At 43.8% G+C, this 16097-nt stretch carries 15 protein-coding genes; 2 read left to right on the top strand and 13 right to left on the bottom strand.

Annotated features, from left to right (window positions below):
• Positions 1–109: 109 nt before the first annotated feature.
• The 3 genes from nadE to ACO03U_RS00605 all read right to left on the bottom strand — a co-directional run bounded on the left by nadE (position 110) and on the right by ACO03U_RS00605 (position 3101).
• Positions 110–937: an ammonia-dependent NAD(+) synthetase gene (gene nadE, locus ACO03U_RS00615; RefSeq protein ID WP_204684838.1), complete on the bottom strand. Its 828-nt coding sequence runs from the start codon at positions 935–937 to the stop codon at positions 110–112.
• Complete coding sequence (locus ACO03U_RS00610; RefSeq protein WP_204684839.1) at positions 934–2415, bottom strand: nicotinate phosphoribosyltransferase; 1482 nt, start codon at positions 2413–2415, stop codon at positions 934–936. The genes nadE and ACO03U_RS00610 overlap by 4 nt, the downstream gene beginning before the upstream one ends.
• 329 nt (positions 2416–2744) lie before the next feature.
• Positions 2745–3101, bottom strand: coding sequence for a DUF1827 family protein (locus ACO03U_RS00605; protein WP_161869854.1), 357 nt, complete (start codon positions 3099–3101; stop codon positions 2745–2747).
• A gap of 204 nt (positions 3102–3305) precedes the next feature.
• Between ACO03U_RS00605 and ACO03U_RS00600 the strand changes: the two genes are divergently transcribed.
• Positions 3306–4076 (top strand): MerR family transcriptional regulator, encoded by a 771-nt coding sequence (locus tag ACO03U_RS00600; RefSeq protein ID WP_204684841.1) that lies wholly within the window; start codon positions 3306–3308, stop codon positions 4074–4076.
• A gap of 244 nt (positions 4077–4320) precedes the next feature.
• Here the strand turns inward: ACO03U_RS00600 and ACO03U_RS00595 are convergent, their stop codons facing one another.
• The 3 genes from ACO03U_RS00595 to groES form a co-directional block, all read right to left on the bottom strand.
• On the bottom strand, positions 4321–5184 hold the full coding sequence (locus tag ACO03U_RS00595; RefSeq protein WP_204684842.1) for an AAA family ATPase: 864 nt from the start codon (positions 5182–5184) through the stop codon (positions 4321–4323).
• A gap of 413 nt (positions 5185–5597) precedes the next feature.
• A complete protein-coding gene (groL, locus tag ACO03U_RS00590) occupies positions 5598–7217 on the bottom strand; it encodes a chaperonin GroEL (protein ID WP_161869856.1) in 1620 nt (539 codons plus the stop codon).
• 115 nt (positions 7218–7332) lie between these two features.
• Positions 7333–7617: a co-chaperone GroES gene (groES, locus tag ACO03U_RS00585; RefSeq protein WP_161869857.1), complete on the bottom strand. Its 285-nt coding sequence runs from the start codon at positions 7615–7617 to the stop codon at positions 7333–7335.
• A 257-nt stretch (positions 7618–7874) separates the two neighbouring features.
• On the opposite strand from groES, the gene ACO03U_RS00580 reads away from it, so the two are divergent.
• The gene (locus ACO03U_RS00580) at positions 7875–8501 is read left to right on the top strand and encodes an NAD(P)-dependent oxidoreductase (protein WP_204684843.1); all 627 of its coding nucleotides are present in this window, start codon (positions 7875–7877) and stop codon (positions 8499–8501) included.
• Between the two features lie 188 nt (positions 8502–8689).
• Here ACO03U_RS00580 and ACO03U_RS00575 read toward each other — a convergent pair whose 3' ends face one another.
• From ACO03U_RS00575 to ACO03U_RS00545, 7 genes are all read right to left on the bottom strand, one after another.
• Positions 8690–9478, bottom strand: coding sequence for an MBL fold metallo-hydrolase (locus tag ACO03U_RS00575; protein WP_161869871.1), 789 nt, complete (start codon positions 9476–9478; stop codon positions 8690–8692).
• 115 nt (positions 9479–9593) lie between these two features.
• Positions 9594–10454, bottom strand: a complete 861-nt coding sequence (locus ACO03U_RS00570) for a two-component system regulatory protein YycI (protein ID WP_204684844.1) — start codon at positions 10452–10454, stop codon at positions 9594–9596.
• A complete protein-coding gene (locus tag ACO03U_RS00565; RefSeq protein ID WP_204684845.1) occupies positions 10455–11768 on the bottom strand; it encodes a YycH family regulatory protein in 1314 nt (437 codons plus the stop codon).
• Positions 11765–13606: a cell wall metabolism sensor histidine kinase WalK gene (walK, locus tag ACO03U_RS00560; protein WP_204684846.1), complete on the bottom strand. Its 1842-nt coding sequence runs from the start codon at positions 13604–13606 to the stop codon at positions 11765–11767. The genes ACO03U_RS00565 and walK overlap by 4 nt, the downstream gene beginning before the upstream one ends.
• Positions 13607–13613: 7 nt before the next feature.
• Positions 13614–14318, bottom strand: coding sequence for a response regulator YycF (yycF, locus tag ACO03U_RS00555; RefSeq protein ID WP_161869872.1), 705 nt, complete (start codon positions 14316–14318; stop codon positions 13614–13616).
• 234 nt (positions 14319–14552) lie between these two features.
• Entirely contained in the window at positions 14553–15413 is an 861-nt protein-coding gene (locus tag ACO03U_RS00550) for a DegV family protein (protein ID WP_161869862.1), read from the bottom strand.
• 53 nt (positions 15414–15466) lie between these two features.
• Positions 15467–16030 carry a DUF1836 domain-containing protein gene (locus ACO03U_RS00545; protein WP_204684848.1) on the bottom strand — a complete coding sequence of 188 codons (564 nt, stop codon included), beginning with the start codon at positions 16028–16030 and terminating at the stop codon, positions 15467–15469.
• Between the last annotated feature and the right edge of the window lie 67 nt (positions 16031–16097).

The raw sequence follows: 16097 nt of genomic DNA, 5'->3' as shown, positions 1-16097 counted from the left end.
AGTCTTCCCCAAAACTCCCAACTGAAGTATAAAATAATAAAGGTTATCACGCAACAAAAAACCGCAAAAATCTGCAAATCTTTTAAGAATATTCGGTTTTTACAGTTTTTTATTCCCGCCAAAAGTCATCTAACACGGAAATTGGTAAATGACGTTTGTGCTGTGTTTTCAACCACCAGCCTTCAATCTTTTGGCGCGCTTGCTGGTCAATGGTTTTTCCTTCCAAATAGTCATCGATTTCATCATAGGTAACCCCTAAAGCCACTTCGTCTGCCACCAATGGCTTGTCGTCTTCTAAGTCAGCCGTCGGAATCTTCGTATACAAAGCTGCTGGAGCATTTAATGCCATCAACAACTGTTTGCCTTGACGTTTGTTTAACCGAAACAAAGGCAGTAAATCGGCGCCACCATCACCAAATTTGGTAAAGAAACCAGTAATATTTTCTGCCGCATGGTCGGTACCAATCACAGCTCCGGAGCAAGCCCCGGCGATGGCGTATTGACTGATCATGCGTTGCCGCGCTTTGATATTACCTTTGTTAAAGTCAGAAATATCGAGGCCACAAGCTTCCACAGCAGCTTCTTGGGCATCAACAGCAGCTTTGATATTTACCACGAAGCTTTCATCTGGTTGGATAAAGTCCAAAGCTTTTTGGGCATCCGCTTCATCCGCTTGGGCCCCATAAGGCAAGCGGACTGCGATGAAACGATAGCTGTCATCCCCTGTTTCCTCCCGCATTTCCATCATGGTAATCTGAGCCAATCGCCCAGCTAGCGTGGAATCTTGACCGCCAGAAATCCCTAGTACAAAAGTTTTCAAAAAAGGATATTTTTTCAGATAGTCTTTCATAAAGTCGACACTGACGCGGATTTCTTGTTGGGGATCAATGGTGGGTTTCACCCCTAATTGTTTGATGATTTCTTGTTGAAGGCTCATAGCTCATTGTCCCCTTTCTCAGTCGATTTAGCGACACGTTGCCGCACTTTTTTCATGATGGCCATCTTATGATTCCATAAGTCAGTCGAGAGATCCACTGGGTATTGTTGTGGGTTGAGGTCGCGTTTGTATTCGTCCCAAAGCGAGCTTAAGCAGTCTTGAGCATAAGCTTTGATAACTTCCAAATCTGGGAGGTCATACACCAACTGGCCTTTTTCATAAATCTCGGTCAATACTGGTTGAGCCGAGAAATCACGAACCGTTTTATTGATAAACGTATGCACTGGATGGAACATAAAGATTTCTTTTTCTAGTCGTGGTTCTTCATCAAGCAAGGTGATGTAATCCCCTTCTGATTTGCCATCAGAGTTACGGGTAATTCGCCACACTTGTTTTTTACCTGGGGTGCTGACCTTTTCAGCATTGCTGGAAAGTTTGATGGTATCCTCCATGACCCCTTCATCATTTTCGATAGAAACCAGCTTGTAAACCGCACCGAGGGCTGGCTGGTCATAAGCAGTGATTAACTTGGTCCCCACACCCCAGACATCGATTTTGGCCTTTTGCATCTTCAAACTAAGGATGGTGTTTTCATCTAAATCATTAGAAGCGTAGACTTTTGCATCGGTAAAACCAGCTTCGTCTAGCTGTTCTCGGACTCGTTTTGAGATATAGGCCATATCTCCGGAGTCAATGCGTACCCCTAAGAAATTGATTTTGTCTCCCATTTCCTTGGCCACCTTAATCGCTGTCGGTACGCCCAGCTTCAAGGTATCATAGGTATCCACCAAAAATACGCAGTCCTTATGAGTTTTTGCATAAGCCATAAAGGCATCGTAGTCATTCCCATAAGATTGGACAAGGGAATGGGCATGGGTACCGCTGGCCGGAATCCCGAAGACTTTACCAGCTCGCACGTTACTTGTCGCATCCGCCCCGCCGATATATGCAGCTCGGGTCCCCCAGAAAGCGGCATCCATTTCTTGGGCCCGCCGTGAGCCAAATTCCAATAAAGGATCATCGCCAATCACTGACTTAATCCGTGCAGCTTTCGTCGCGATTAAGGTTTGGAAATTCACCATATTCAACAAGGCGGTCTCGATGAGTTGGGCTTGTCCTAGAGGCCCTTCGACTTGGACAATCGGCTCATTAGCAAAAACCAAATCCCCTTCTTTAGCCGAACGAACCGTACATTTAAACTCAAAATCAGCTAAGTACTGCAAAAAGTCTTCTGGGTAGCCCCCCATTTCTCGCAAATACTGCAAGTCTGACTCACTAAAGTGCAACTCTTCCAAATAATGCACCAAGCGTTCTAAGCCGGCAAAAATCGCATAACCATTTTCAAAAGGCATTTCTCGAAAATAACATTCGAAAACAGCATTGCGGTCAGCTCGACCCAACTCCCAATAAGTTTGCATCATATTGATTTGATAGAGATCAGTGTGTAAGGTGAGGCTATCGTCTGGATATCGTTTCATAGGTAAACTCCCTTTCTATGATTGCGTAGTAGCGCACGTTGGCAATGAACTAGCCCTTGGGTAAAACCACCACAGTTTTTCGGCTACTCCTACTTGCAATCCTTTGCTGTCCTTCATTATATCAAAAAAACCGCATTTCAGCGCCAGCCGGCCACTAAAAATGCGGAAGATTGCTAAATTTCTATAAAAAAGAAACCCGTAAAGCCTTTATCTAGAATAGGCAACTGCGAAATCGCCTATGACGATTGCATCTAGCAACTGCTTTTCTTACAAAAGCTGATTTTGGCTAGATTCACCTTTGAAGAAGCCCTCCAGCGAAAGCCAGTCGATCAGTCTTTGGCAACAGGCATCTTCACAAAAATGATATCCTTGCGGGGAGCCGAAAACTTAATCCCAGCCGCTTCCATTCGTGCTTTGACTCCGACATCGACTTTCACCTGATCACGAGTTGTTTTCAACAGACGATGAATGGCAAAATCGACTTCACTTTTTTTGATTTTTTTCTTGCTATCAATCATAACCAATCCAAGATAATCATACGTATCCACGTAAATGATTTGGATTCGATCCAAGGCGTAGATCTTATAAAACTTGATAGCGGAGTGGTCAAACAAAAATTTGGTAACATTAGGAAAAACGGTTTCTAAATTGAGGTTAGTGTTAATTGGTGATTCGATTAATTTCATGGCATAACCTTCCTTTTTTGTAATTGTTTTTTACTCTTAACTCACTACATTCAGCAAATAAGTGACAGATAAACGTTATTTAATTATATTTTTAGTATAGCACAAAAAAATGAATTTTTTTTGATTTTTTGCTTGACCTTCACGTAACGTCAGCCATTATGCTATCTTTGTGAGAGAAACGCTCCTAAGAAAGAAGGTAGAAGTATGGAATATACCATTCAAAAGTTGGCCCAACTATCTGGGGTCTCCCCGCGAACACTCCGCTATTATCACGAAATTGGTCTCTTAGTGCCAAAACGTCTCAGTTCTTCAGGTTACCGAATCTACGGTGCCGCCGAAGTCGACCGGTTGCAGCAGATTTTGTATTTGAAACGTTTCGGGATTAAATTAGAGGAGATTAAGCAGACCCTCGCTGATCCGACCTTTGATATTCGGCCTCTTCTTACCCAGCAGCGACACTATTTAAGCCAAGAGCTCTCACAATTACAAGAGTTGATTCATCATTTGGATCAAACTCTGGCATATTACGAAGGAGGAACTTCCATGAGGGATCAAGACAAATTTAGTGCCTTTAAGCAACGCAAACTACAGGAAAATGAAATGAAATACGGCGCCGAGATTCGTGAAAAGTATGGCGAAGAAACTATTGAAAAGGCAAATCAGAAATGGCAACAGCTAACACAAGCGGACTATCAGAAAATGCAAGCTGCCGAACAACGGCTCTTTAATGCCTTAGAAACCCTAAGTCAAGACTTAACCACCGTTGATTTGGATTCCCAGTTGGCCCATGAAGCATTTTTAGCTCATCGAGAATGGTTAACCATTACCGCGCCATTTTATCACGAGGCCTATCACCGCGGCTTAGCTGATATGTATCTCGCTGACGAACGCTTTGCCGCCTATTACAACCAAAAGACGAGCCACCCTTCCGCACAACTTTTACATGATATCATTTACCATTACACCGCCGAATAACCTTACAATTAACCAGATAGGCATAAAGGAGGAAAACCTGATGCCGGTTGCTGTTGATTCGTTAGCTTGTTGGTGAAAAAACGTCTATCAGAAAACGGCACCCTGCCTTGGGTTGTCGTTTTTTTACTTGTAACCAAATAGCCCCACCTACTACTAGTAAAAAGCTAGAACGCTTTTGTTACCCATTCTTAGTTGAGACCGTCTTAGAGCCTGTCTACTAAAAAGAGTTCCTCCGCTCCTCCCTTTAGCAATCCTCAAATTCGCCTTGATGTTCTGCGAAAAATTGCCGATACAAACGCACGTTTTCCACCTCTGTCCAAGATTTGATGGTTACAGGGTTTTGGTCCAAGTCATAAACTCTTGCTTCAGGCAACGCCAATAAAAATGGCGAATGAGTAGCGATTACTAACTGACAGCCATCATAACGTACCGCTCCAGCTAACCAGTCGGCGAGCTTTCGTTGTAGAGTAGGCGCTAAGGAATTTTCTGGTTCATCCAATAGATAAAGGCCTTCTGGTGCTAGCTGTTCCACAAAATAACGATAGGCACTCTCCCCGTTGGAAAAGGTACGAATATTGGTCCCCAACTTCTTTTTGACAAATTTCGACTGGGTTTTACTGCGAGCCAGATTAATTTCTCGCAAGCGCTGGTAATCTTCAAAGCCATGAAACTGAAAAGCACGATCATACTTTGCTTCATAATATGCTTCAAAAAGCTCCTCACGCTTTCGATCCACGCCATCATTGAGCCCCCGGACAGTCAACATATAGTCAAAAACATCGTCACTGGTAAGAATTCGACTTTCCTTTGCTTGGTGATGCCCTGCCTGCATATGACAAAGAGCCAAATAATCCGAATAAAAGGGGGAATGATTAAAGTTCGCTTCCCGTTTAGCTGTAATTTTTTCTGCAATGATATTCAGAGCAGTGCTTTTTCCCGAGCCATTGCCACCATAGAGAATCGTAATCGGTGCAAAATCAATCTGGGAAAACTGGTGTCGGGAAAGGACTTGAAAAGGATAAAAACTATCATAGACCTTGGCCCGTGGAACGGTAAAGAAACCCTCTTCTTCTGCTTGCGTTGGAAAATAAAAGCTCTCGAGATACATCTGCGCTCTCCTTTCTCCACCACTGGTATATTCGCGAGCGCTTCAAATACAGCGCTATTTATTTTCAGTTTACTACGGTTCTCCTATCCTTAGTTAGCAAGAATGATTTTTCATCGTGACAAATCATTTGATGCTTATTTTTTTATAAGTCCTTTATTGGTTAGGGTGTACGTTCCTTTGCTAAATATAGTCGTCTTTAATCATAAAAATATGGAAAAAACGACAGCCTTCCGATTAATTTAGGTTTGCATTCCTATTAGTTGGGCTTTTTTGGCCAAAATATGGGATTAAGCTTTTCAACAATTCTAATTTTTTACTTTCGACACCCTAACCTTTAGTTACGAAGCAAAACCTCTCAAACAAAATAGCTGTTTGAGAGGTTTTTGGCGAAACATTTAGTTAACAAAACTTTTTTACATCATGCCCATGCCAGGATCCATTGCTGGTGCAGCAGGTGCAGCTGGTTCTGGTTTGTCAGCTACGACTGCTTCAGTGGTTAACAACAAAGCAGCAACAGAAGCCGCATTTTGCAAGGCTGAACGAGTTACTTTAGTAGGATCCACAATACCGGCTTCTACCATGTTCACCCATTCACCGTTTGCAGCATTGAAACCAACGCCGATTTCAGCATTTTTCAGCTTGTCGATGATGACAGAGCCTTCATACCCGGCATTTTCAGCAATTTGACGCACAGGTTCTTCCAAGGCACGAAGCACAATCTTGATACCAGTTGCGATATCGCCTTCTGCTTCCAATTCGGAAACTTTACCGATGACGTTGACTAAAGCTGTCCCCCCACCGGAGACCATCCCTTCTTCGACAGCGGCCCGAGTAGCATTCAAGGCATCTTCAATTCGTAATTTCATTTCTTTCAATTCAGTTTCAGTTGGTGCACCGACTTTGATGACGGCTACCCCACCAGCTAATTTAGCTAAGCGTTCTTGCAATTTTTCCCGATCAAAATCAGAAGTTGTTTCAGCAATTTGGTTTTTAATCAATTGTACCCGAGCTTGAATAGCTTCAGTGGCACCAGCACCTTCCACGATGGTCGTGTTGTCTTTATCAACAACGACTTTGCTAGCTTGGCCCAAGCTTTCGATTGTCGCATCTTTCAATTCCAAACCAAGGTCTTCAGTAATCACCGTGCCACCAGTCAAGACAGCGATATCTTCCAACATCGCTTTCCGACGGTCACCAAAACCAGGTGCTTTCACAGCGACGACATTGAAAGTCCCACGAATTTTGTTCAAGACCAATGTTGGCAATGCTTCGCCATCCACGTCGTCAGCAATGATCAACAGTGGTTTTGATTGTTGCAAGATTTGTTCCAATAAAGGCAAGATATCTTGAATATTGGAAATCTTTTTGTCCGTGATCAAGATGTAAGGATTGTCCAAAACAGCTTCCATCTTATCATTGTCAGTCACCATGTATTGAGAAAGGTAGCCGCGGTCAAATTGCATCCCTTCCACTACGTCTAATTCGGTTTCAATCCCTTTTGATTCTTCAATGGTAATGACCCCATCATTGCCAACTTTTTCCATAGCATCAGCAATGTATTGACCGACTTCTTCAGAGCTAGAAGAAACCGCACCAACTTGAGCAATCGCTTCTTTAGAATCAACCACTGTTGAGATTTTGTGCAATTCTTCAACTGCGGCTTTCGTTGCCAATTCAATCCCGCGACGGATACCGATTGGGTTCGCGCCTGCAGTCACGTTTTTCAATCCTTCACGAACGATGGCTTGCGTTAACAAGGTAGCCGTCGTTGTCCCGTCACCAGCGATATCATTGGTTTTTGAAGCAACTTCGGAAACCAATTTGGCCCCCATATTTTCAAAATGGTCTTCCAATTCGATTTCTTTGGCGATGGTGACCCCGTCGTTTGTAATCAAAGGTGAGCCATAAGATTTTTCCAATACAACATTACGACCTTTAGGGCCTAAGGTAACTTTGACCGTATCTGCTAGTTTATCTACCCCGCGAAGCATCGCTGCCCGGGCATCTTCTGAAAACTTAAGTTCTTTTGCCATGATTTATTTCACCTCATAATTAGTTGGCTCAGATCGGCTGGGCTCATCTCAAGCTCTTCGTCTAATCTGATACCATTTGTTAAATTGTCATTTTTGGGGAAGTTTGGTAAGCAACCTATTCAACGATGGCCATAATGTCTTTGCCATTGACGATTAAGTATTCTACGCCATCGAACTTGACTTCAGAGCCAGCATATTTTTCAAACATCACTTGGTCACCAACGCTGACTTCAAGAGGTGCTTTTTCGCCACTATCCAAAGTACGTCCAGCACCAACAGCGACAACTTCGCCTGTTTGCGGTTTTTCTTGAGCGGATGAGGCTAAGACGATACCGCCGATTGATTTTTCTTCTTCCTTCGCGACTTTGATAACGACGCGATCACCTAATGGTTTTAACACGTTAAATCCCTCCAATAATGTTGTTACGATTTTGTGTTTTGGGAATTAGCACTCTCATACATCGAGTGCTAACCTACAAAACTTATGATACTCATTTTGACACCAGATGGCAAGTCATTTACTCAAAAAAATCTAGAAGAAATCATGAAGAAAAAATAGTGAATTTTGGAAGCAAACCAATTTGTTGCTTTCCTACCACGGGCCTCGTATGATGAAATCATAGCTCAATCGTAAAGCTGACAAAGGAGGAACTTTTGATGAAGATTGCAATTATCGGTGCGACCGGCCATGCAGGGAGCTTGCTTGTTCAAGAAGGTCTGAAACGTGGGCAAGACATCACCGCCATCATGCACAATGCCAGTAAACTAACAGTTGACGTCCCCTACATTGAAAAAGACTTATTTGCTTTGACCAAAGAGGATTTACTCCCTTTCGATGTAGTCATCGACGCCTTCCGAGCACCGGCTGGCAAAGAAGACTTACACGAAACCAGCCTCGCCCATTTAATCACTATTCTTAGTGGAACTAAGGTACGACTTTTAGTCGTGGGGGGCTCTTCTTCCCTCTTTATTGACGACCAAGATACCCGCATGATTGATCAGGCCCCCACTGATGCGCCGTACTATCCGACAGCTTATCATATGTACCAAGCTTTCCGAGAGTTACCGACCACGACTCAGCTTAGATGGACCTATCTCTCCCCAGCGGCTTTTTTCAACCCTGATGGTGCTGCTACGGGTGAGTATCGTTTCACCGGCGACCACTTGGGTACAGACGCTGCCGGCAATAGTGAAATCAGTATGGCTGACTATGCTGTAGCGATGCTAGATATCGCTGAACAAAACCTTTACGAAAACCAACATGTCGGTGTGGTAGGCAAATAAATAAGTTCTTTATCTACAAAAAAGCATCACTTCCTCTCAGTTACGCCCTGAGGAAAGTAGTGCTTTTGTCATATATATATTTAAGATTAAACCGGCAAAAGTAGTATGAATGTTACGGATAATCAGTCAACAAATGACAGAAAAACAATAAAATTTACGGAGCTATATTTCACCATCTGATTATTTTATCACAACGAAAACAGCTCACAGGCGCGGTCTGGATCGGTGTCATAAACATCAAAATCATACCCCACTCCGAGATCATGTTCTCTTAACGTGTTTTCCATCGTCAAATGAGCCAATTCTTTCAGATTGTTTTCCTTACTCAAATGGCCCAGATAAATCCGTTTGGTTTTGTCGCCGATGATATCAGCAGCGACCAAAGCCCCATCTTCATTAGACAAATGACCGTGGTCTCCCAAAATCCGTTGCTTTAAGTTCCAAGGATAAGGTCCCATCCGTAACATTTCTAAGTCGTGGTTCGATTCTAATAGATAGGCATCCGCATTGCGAATCACGCCACGCACATGATCAGAACAATAGCCCGTATCCGTCAGCATGACAAAACTCTTATCATTTTTGTGAAAACTATAAAATTGAGGCGCTGCCGCATCGTGGGAGACACCAAAACTCTCGATGTCCAAATCCCCTAACGTTAAAACTTTACCCATTTCAAAAATTTGCTTTTGCTCCAGAGGGACATTGCCAATCATGGGGTCCATCGCCGCCCATGTTTTTTCATTGGCGTAGATATCTAACTTGTATTTTCGTGCCATCACGCCGACACCATGGATATGGTCCCGATGTTCATGGGTAACCAAGATGGCATCCAAGTCATCAGGTTTACGTCCGACTTCTGCCAGTAACGAAGTAATTTTTTTACCGGAAAGGCCGGCATCCACTAAGATTTTCTTCTGCTCAGATTCGATGTACAGGGAGTTTCCTGAACTGCCACTGGCCAAAATTGCGATATTCATAGTTGCCGTCGCCGTTGATGTTGTCATTTGATGAAACTTCCCTTCTACTTTGGTGACCCCTGCTGCCGGATTTCTTCAGCGCAGGGTCAAATCGTTTTCCATTATAAAGCCAAGTTTAGTTTTTTTCCACCTTTTGAACGGGAGTATTGGTGAAAACACGATTAGTGATGGCGTTGACTTTTTCCACTTGGAGGCTACTGCCGGTATCAATGGCGACAAACCAAACTGGGATATAGACGTTAGTCCCGCGAAACTGCAAACTCAAGGTATAAGCCAACTGGCGCCAGGCAATCTTGCTCTTCGGCGGAATCCGATTGTTGACATACAGCGTTTCAATGGCATCCCGCTCTGAGTACAAAGCCGTTTGGTCCCGCAATTTTTCAATCTGACTGATATGCGTCTGGGTATAGCGGGTAATTTTCAATAAATCATCCGTATTTTCCAGCTCGATATCCAATCGGCTAGAAGAATCATTGAAAGGAATCTTCTCAAAGGATTGGGCGGCAACGATTTCTGGATACTCCTGATCTTGAAAGGAGAGGTTTTCCAGATAGGTGTACTCCTCTCCAAAAAGCACTTCCTCATCTTGTTGCAAAAATTTAGCCAACGTTGCGGCGGTTTTAGTCGCATCGGTAATACTCGTCCCGTCGGAAATCCGACGGGTCACTTGGTATTCTTCTGTCGTGGTTCCCAAACTAAAAGCGTCACTCTCGTCATTAGCCTTTCGATAATCACTGATGGCTTTCTGCATATTGGTTGGGATACCACTGAGGTAATAGCCTGTCGGTTTGTCAGTAGCAAAATCACCATCATATGAAATACTATCCGCTTTTAAGCGCTGTTCGATGGCAATCTTTTGATTAGAGGTTGCTACGTTGCGTTCTTCATTTTTGGCGGATTGGAAAATTGAAAACAAAAAGAGGTTAACCCCTAAAAAGGCTAAAAAGAAAATCCATTCGATTCGTTTAAAATCCACTTACACCGCCTCCTTTTCCGCTACCAATTCCGCTGCTAAAGCGGCATAAGAATACCAGGTATCATTGTATTTGATATACCACATAGGCACCATATCCACGATACCATCTGCATTTTTAACGGCTTGTCGTTGGTAACCAATCACCATCGACTCCCACAATTCCAAATCGGCACCTTTTTCTGTCAGGTCAGTGATGACTTCTTGACTGGCGGGAAGCTCTACCGTCTCATCGGAAGGAATCGGAATTTGGATGGTGTTCAGGCTGCTGCGAATATCCACTTGCGGCGTTCCCGTGGCACTTGCTTGTAAGGTGAAACTGACTTCCCCTTGGTAGGCATCCCCGAAAACAGGAAAGCCTTCGATAAAGGTACGATAGGTGATACGATCTTTGCTGCGATCGAAAAAGCGCAAGTAGCCGACATTGGTTTCCAACCGACTGACATATTGGAAGCTCTGATCGTAGATATCATCTTCGGCATTTGAGGTCACAGGCCCTTGAAATTCCACGATTTGCTGATCTCCTTGGATGCGCATCGTTTCTTGCCCACCGTACAAAACCGTATCCTGGCTTTCTTCACTACTCTTAACATTTTCGGGATCTTGGAAAAAGGCATTGCGAAAGACCGTATACGTCTGGGTCGAAGCGATGTAACTGTAAAGCTGCAAAGTCACTTTTTCCTGAGTGTTGTATTGTAGATTCTGCAGTCGTTCATCCTTCGCCATGGGGAGCCACTGATCATCGATAGTGAGCAAGCGATTTTCCATAGTTTTCAAGCTAGATTTGACTTCAGCTTGATAAATCTGATGGCGTCGGGGATTGATAAAACGGATGACCTTATTTCTAAAATCCAATTGCACTTTGGAAAAGTACAAATCTTTCCCTTCATCCACATCTTTGAGATCCATTTTTAAATCATAGGTCTTGTCGTATTCGTAAAGCTGAAAGGAGCTAAAATAATTAAACTCTACTGCATCAACGACATCCACATCTTTCAGAAAAGCTTCATCATCTTCATAGGTCTTCACGGTAACTTCCCCATAGCGTCCCTTCACCAATTCCTTGTGCATGGTGCTAATGGCTTTTTCCGTAGAAAGCATCTGAATCTCTTCCTCACTTTTCATCCAGACAAGTCGCGTCGGTAAAAAGACATCACTGGCTTTTCGAATATTGGTCGGATTGGCGACTACTGTCGGCTGGTCTTCTCCCATATAGGTACGAGCATTGGGACTGAGCCAGATCTTATAAGACAAGTAAAAGCTCAAAGCAATCAAGACAATTAAACCGTAACGAATAATTTTTTCGGATACTTTCATTCCCACCAATCCTCCTCATAAGGTTCGTAAGGCAAGGTGATGTAAAAAGTAGAGCCCCGTCCTTCTTGACTTTCCACCCAAATATTGCCTCCGTGGGCTTTCATGACTTCTTTAGATATGGCTAGTCCCAAACCGGTGCCCCCTTGTTTCCGAGCCCGGGCTTTATCCACCCGGTAGAAACGGTCAAACACGCGAGCCAAGTCTTTTTTGGGAATCCCTAAGCCTTGGTCAGTGATACTCAAAACGATGTTATTGTGAGTTTCTGATAGACGCACGGTAATCGTCCCACCATCAGGAGAATACTTGATAGCATTGTTCATGATGTTATCCACCACTTGGATGATTTTGTCGGTATCGACTTCTGCCCACAAGTCCCGTTTGGTGAAATCTCGGCGAATCCGGTATTTTTTACCGCTATCTTGGTTATCGACAATCATATCAAAGCGATCCAACACAAAGCTGACCAACTCATTAAAATTGACATACTCCAGCTGCATCACCGCCTTGCCACTATCCATCCGGGATAGATCCAGCAAATCGTTAATCATTCGAATCATACGGTCCGTTTCATCTAAAGTAACTTTCAAAAAGTTTGGCGCGACTTCTTCGTCTTGCCAAGCCCCATCACTTAAAGCTTCAATATAACTCCGCATACTGGTTAATGGGGTCCGCAGTTCGTGGGAGACATTGGAGACAAAATCCCGCCGTTCTTGCTCGGTTTTTTCCTGTTCAGTAACATCATGCATCACCGCCACAAGACCGGAAATAAACCCAGACTCCCGGCGAATCATCGAAAAGTCCGTTCGTAAAATGACGAAACCGCGATAGGGATTTTCCCGTTCAATCAGCATCTCATCCGGATTTTCCAATAATTTCCGCAAAGTATAATCTTCGTCGATCGCCAGCAATTCCAGAATAGATTCACCGATGACATCTTCTCGTTTGACATTCAACAAGGTCAACGCCATTTCATTGATGGTGATGACTTTCCCACGACGATCAGTGGCGATTACCCCATCGGTCATATGAGACAAGACACTATCCAAGCGGTTTCGCTCAGATTCCATGGCATCTTGCGTTTCAGCAATCCGGTCCCCTAACTGGTTAAACGTCGTTGCCAACTGCCCCAGTTCGTCTCGGCCATAGACTGTGACTCGTCGACTATAATCTCCTCGAGCAATCCGCACTGCCTGTTCCCGCATTTCCACAATTGGCTGGGTGATAGAACGGGATACCAAAACCGCTACAATGATGGAAATCGCCCCAGCAATCAAGGAGGCAAAGACGAAAATCAAGGCGGTATCATGAATTTCTTCATAGCGGTTTTCGATATCACTCTTCATAAACAAAGCACCGATCACCGTATCCCCAGTCGCTGATTGGATGGGTTGGACCACGATATAAACCCTTTTTTGGGTCGTTTCATCATAAGCTGTTTTGGCCACATAGGTCAGATCATTGATGTCTTGATAATCATTTTTCTTGCCGATCAGAGACTTGTCCGTCAAAGGGGTGGCCCCCAGCACGATGCCATTGGCGTCCACTACCCGCATCTCCAAAATATCTGTGGAGACGCTGTTTTCCAGCCGCCGTTGGATGTCTGTCAGCTCTTCGCCAGTCGCTTCCTCACTATTTTTCAAAGTGATATCATTGGTAAACTCTGGTGCGACTCGTGTGGCTTGATCCTTGATATTATCAGTAAAGTTTTTAATCGTGTTACGTTCCAATCCGCGAATAAAATACGCCCCGATAATCTCGATCGAAATCAATAAGATCAAGATAAATGCCAGGGCGATTTTAAAGTTCACTGATTGAAAAAAGCGAACTTTCTTTTTCATTTACGTTTTACTCCTGTTCCGGATTTCGCAAGTAGTAGCCTACCCCGCGACGAGTGACCAAGTAATTAGGATGACTTGGGTTGTCTTCAATTTTTTCTCGAAGACGACGTACCGTAACATCCACCGTCCGGACATCCCCAAAGTAATCATAGCCCCACACCGTTTGGAGTAAGTGTTCACGGGTCATGACTTGCCCTAAGTGCTTCGCCAAATAATGCAATAGCTCAAACTCTCGGTGAGTCAATTCGATGGCGGTACCATTTTTGGTCACCATGTAAGCTTCCGGTAAAATCGTTAGGTCACCAATGGTCAAATCGTTGTTTGCCGGTTCTTCGGCTTCTTTGGCCGCTTGGGAACCCCGGCGCAGATTGGCCTTCACTCGCGCAGCTAGCTCACGATTAGAGAAAGGTTTGGTTACATAGTCGTCGGCGCCAAGTTCTAGCCCTAAGACTTTGTCAATTTCGGAATCCTTGGCAGTTACCATGATAATCGGCATGTCGTAGTTTTTACGGACTTCCCGAGCAACTTCCAAGCCATCGATTTTAGGCAACATCAGATCCAATAAAATCAAATCTGGTTCCACTTCTTTGACTTTCTCCAGCGCTTCCTCACCATCATAGGCGGTGTATACGTCGTAACCTTCTTTGGATAGGTTGAATTTTACGATATCAGAAATTGGCTTTTCATCATCAACCACTAGTATTTTTTTCAAAAAGAGCACCTCTTCTGTTCTTAATTTCGTCTTTTCCATTATACCCCATTTTCACATCGTTTTCACGAAAACCTGAATTTCCAGTGATTCCCCGCTAAATTTTCTTAAGAAAGGCGATTCGCATCCCCTTTATCCCCCTCATAAGGAGACTAGTCCTAAAAGTTAAGTCCCATCGATTTTGCTGTCAAAAAGAGCCTTGTCTTCTTTTGATAGCAAGACAAGGCCCAGCAGATTTTAGTCCAACACTTGGACGCCGATACCGATCAACTCAGGACCAGTATGCACGACTAAAGCAGGAGAAATTTCACCAAAGAGGATTGGTTCGACCGTATGCGGTAGTATTTTTTCCAATTGGTGAAGGATTGCCCGCGCTTCGTCTTCGGCACCAGCATGGGCGACGGCTAGTCGATATTTTTGATGGCTGCCCACTGTTTGTTTCACCAATTCCATCGTTTTAGCTAAGCTTTTGGCACGCCCGCGAGACTTCGCTACGGTATAGTAAACCCCTTCATCATTACAAGAGATGATGGGATTGAGCTTCAGCGCTGTGCCTAAGATGGCTGTCACTAAACCAATCCGCCCACCTTTTTGCAAATATTCTAAGGTTGCTACACTGAAAAATACTTTATTGCGGGGAACTTCATTAGTGAGTTGATCACAAATCTCACCATAAGGCAACCCAGCATTGACTAACTCGACTGCGCGAATTGCCTGTAATCCTGAGGCAATCCCGATATTTTTCGTATCCAAGACAAAAATCTCCAATGAAGGATACTCTTCTGCCATAAGCCGCACCATATTACAGGTCCCAGACAAACCGCTGGAAATCGTCACAGCAATTACTTTTTCATAACCTGCTGCTTTGATTTCATCAAATACCCGGATAATAGCCTGTCCATCAGGTAAAGAAGTCGTAGGGATTTCGCCAGGCATTCGTTGGATAACTTGATCCGTGGAGATTTCAAGCTTGTCGACATACTCCCCTTCAGGATAGATCACTTTCAAAGGCAAGGTAAAGATCTGATTTTCTGCCACAAAATCTTGTGGAACATCACTACCAGAATCCGCTAATATAGCAATTTTTTCTTTGTTCATGGGTTGTACTCCTTTTGTAGATTCTTAATTTTATTCAGTAAAACGGACTGTTGTTAATCATCCGGGTTGTTTATCTTACTTAAATACGCCATTTCCAATTGAATGGCTTTTTCCGCCAAAAGCTTATTGGCAAAGGAAGTGGTGGCTGTCCGCACAGCAAAATACCTCACCGGAAGTGGGGCAACATCTGGCGCTGCAACTTTTCCTTGGGCCATAGCTGCGATGTGAGCAACGGCTTTTTCCGTCTCATCACAAAACAGATCGTAAGCTTGGGAAATACCCTCCACTCGTCCCTGAAATAAGATTCCCTCTTTGATTTCCGGAATGGTCAATACCTGTTTCAACGTGGTGATCGCAATCAAAAAAGCGACATGGTTCTTAGTGTAACGCTTCTTTTTGGGCGCTGGTATCAGGCCTAGCTTGACATAGTTATTCACCATGGATTTGGTCAGCAAATTGTGCTTTTCTGGTTTGATAAATGGGGTCAAATAAACGTCCACTAGGCTGATGACTTGATCCATATAGAGCTCCAGATCTGGCAACTCTTGCCACCTTGGCAAACGACAATTTGCCATTTCAGCCCCCCACTGACTAAGTTCTTCTTTCATTTGTTCCAAGTTTAGCTCACCTCTATATTTCCATAAACCGATTATCTAGTTTTAGAAACTAGATGAATTATAGCAC

Source organism: Enterococcus diestrammenae (assembly GCF_049384045.1).
In the GTDB taxonomy this organism is placed as follows: Bacteria; Bacillota; Bacilli; order Lactobacillales; family Enterococcaceae; genus Enterococcus_C; species Enterococcus_C diestrammenae.
The sequence above is the reverse complement of the archived record's forward strand: the minus strand, read 5'-3'. Positions and strand labels throughout refer to the sequence as shown.

Bases quoted from the DNA above. Each gene is read 5' to 3' on its own strand.
- walK (WP_204684846.1), bottom strand. From the start codon at position 13,606: ATGAAAAAGAAAGTTCGCTTTTTTCAATCAGTGAACTTTAAAATCGCC.
- nadE (WP_204684838.1), bottom strand. From the start codon at position 937: ATGAGCCTTCAACAAGAAATCATCAAACAATTAGGGGTGAAACCCACC.
- ACO03U_RS00600 (WP_204684841.1), top strand. From the start codon at position 3,306: ATGGAATATACCATTCAAAAGTTGGCCCAACTATCTGGGGTCTCCCCG.
- ACO03U_RS00550 (WP_161869862.1), bottom strand. From the start codon at position 15,413: ATGAACAAAGAAAAAATTGCTATATTAGCGGATTCTGGTAGTGATGTT.
- ACO03U_RS00605 (WP_161869854.1), bottom strand. From the start codon at position 3,101: ATGAAATTAATCGAATCACCAATTAACACTAACCTCAATTTAGAAACC.
- ACO03U_RS00565 (WP_204684845.1), bottom strand. From the start codon at position 11,768: ATGAAAGTATCCGAAAAAATTATTCGTTACGGTTTAATTGTCTTGATT.
- ACO03U_RS00610 (WP_204684839.1), bottom strand. From the start codon at position 2,415: ATGAAACGATATCCAGACGATAGCCTCACCTTACACACTGATCTCTAT.
- ACO03U_RS00580 (WP_204684843.1), top strand. From the start codon at position 7,875: ATGAAGATTGCAATTATCGGTGCGACCGGCCATGCAGGGAGCTTGCTT.
- ACO03U_RS00575 (WP_161869871.1), bottom strand. From the start codon at position 9,478: ATGAATATCGCAATTTTGGCCAGTGGCAGTTCAGGAAACTCCCTGTAC.
- groL (WP_161869856.1), bottom strand. From the start codon at position 7,217: ATGGCAAAAGAACTTAAGTTTTCAGAAGATGCCCGGGCAGCGATGCTT.
- ACO03U_RS00595 (WP_204684842.1), bottom strand. From the start codon at position 5,184: ATGTATCTCGAGAGCTTTTATTTTCCAACGCAAGCAGAAGAAGAGGGT.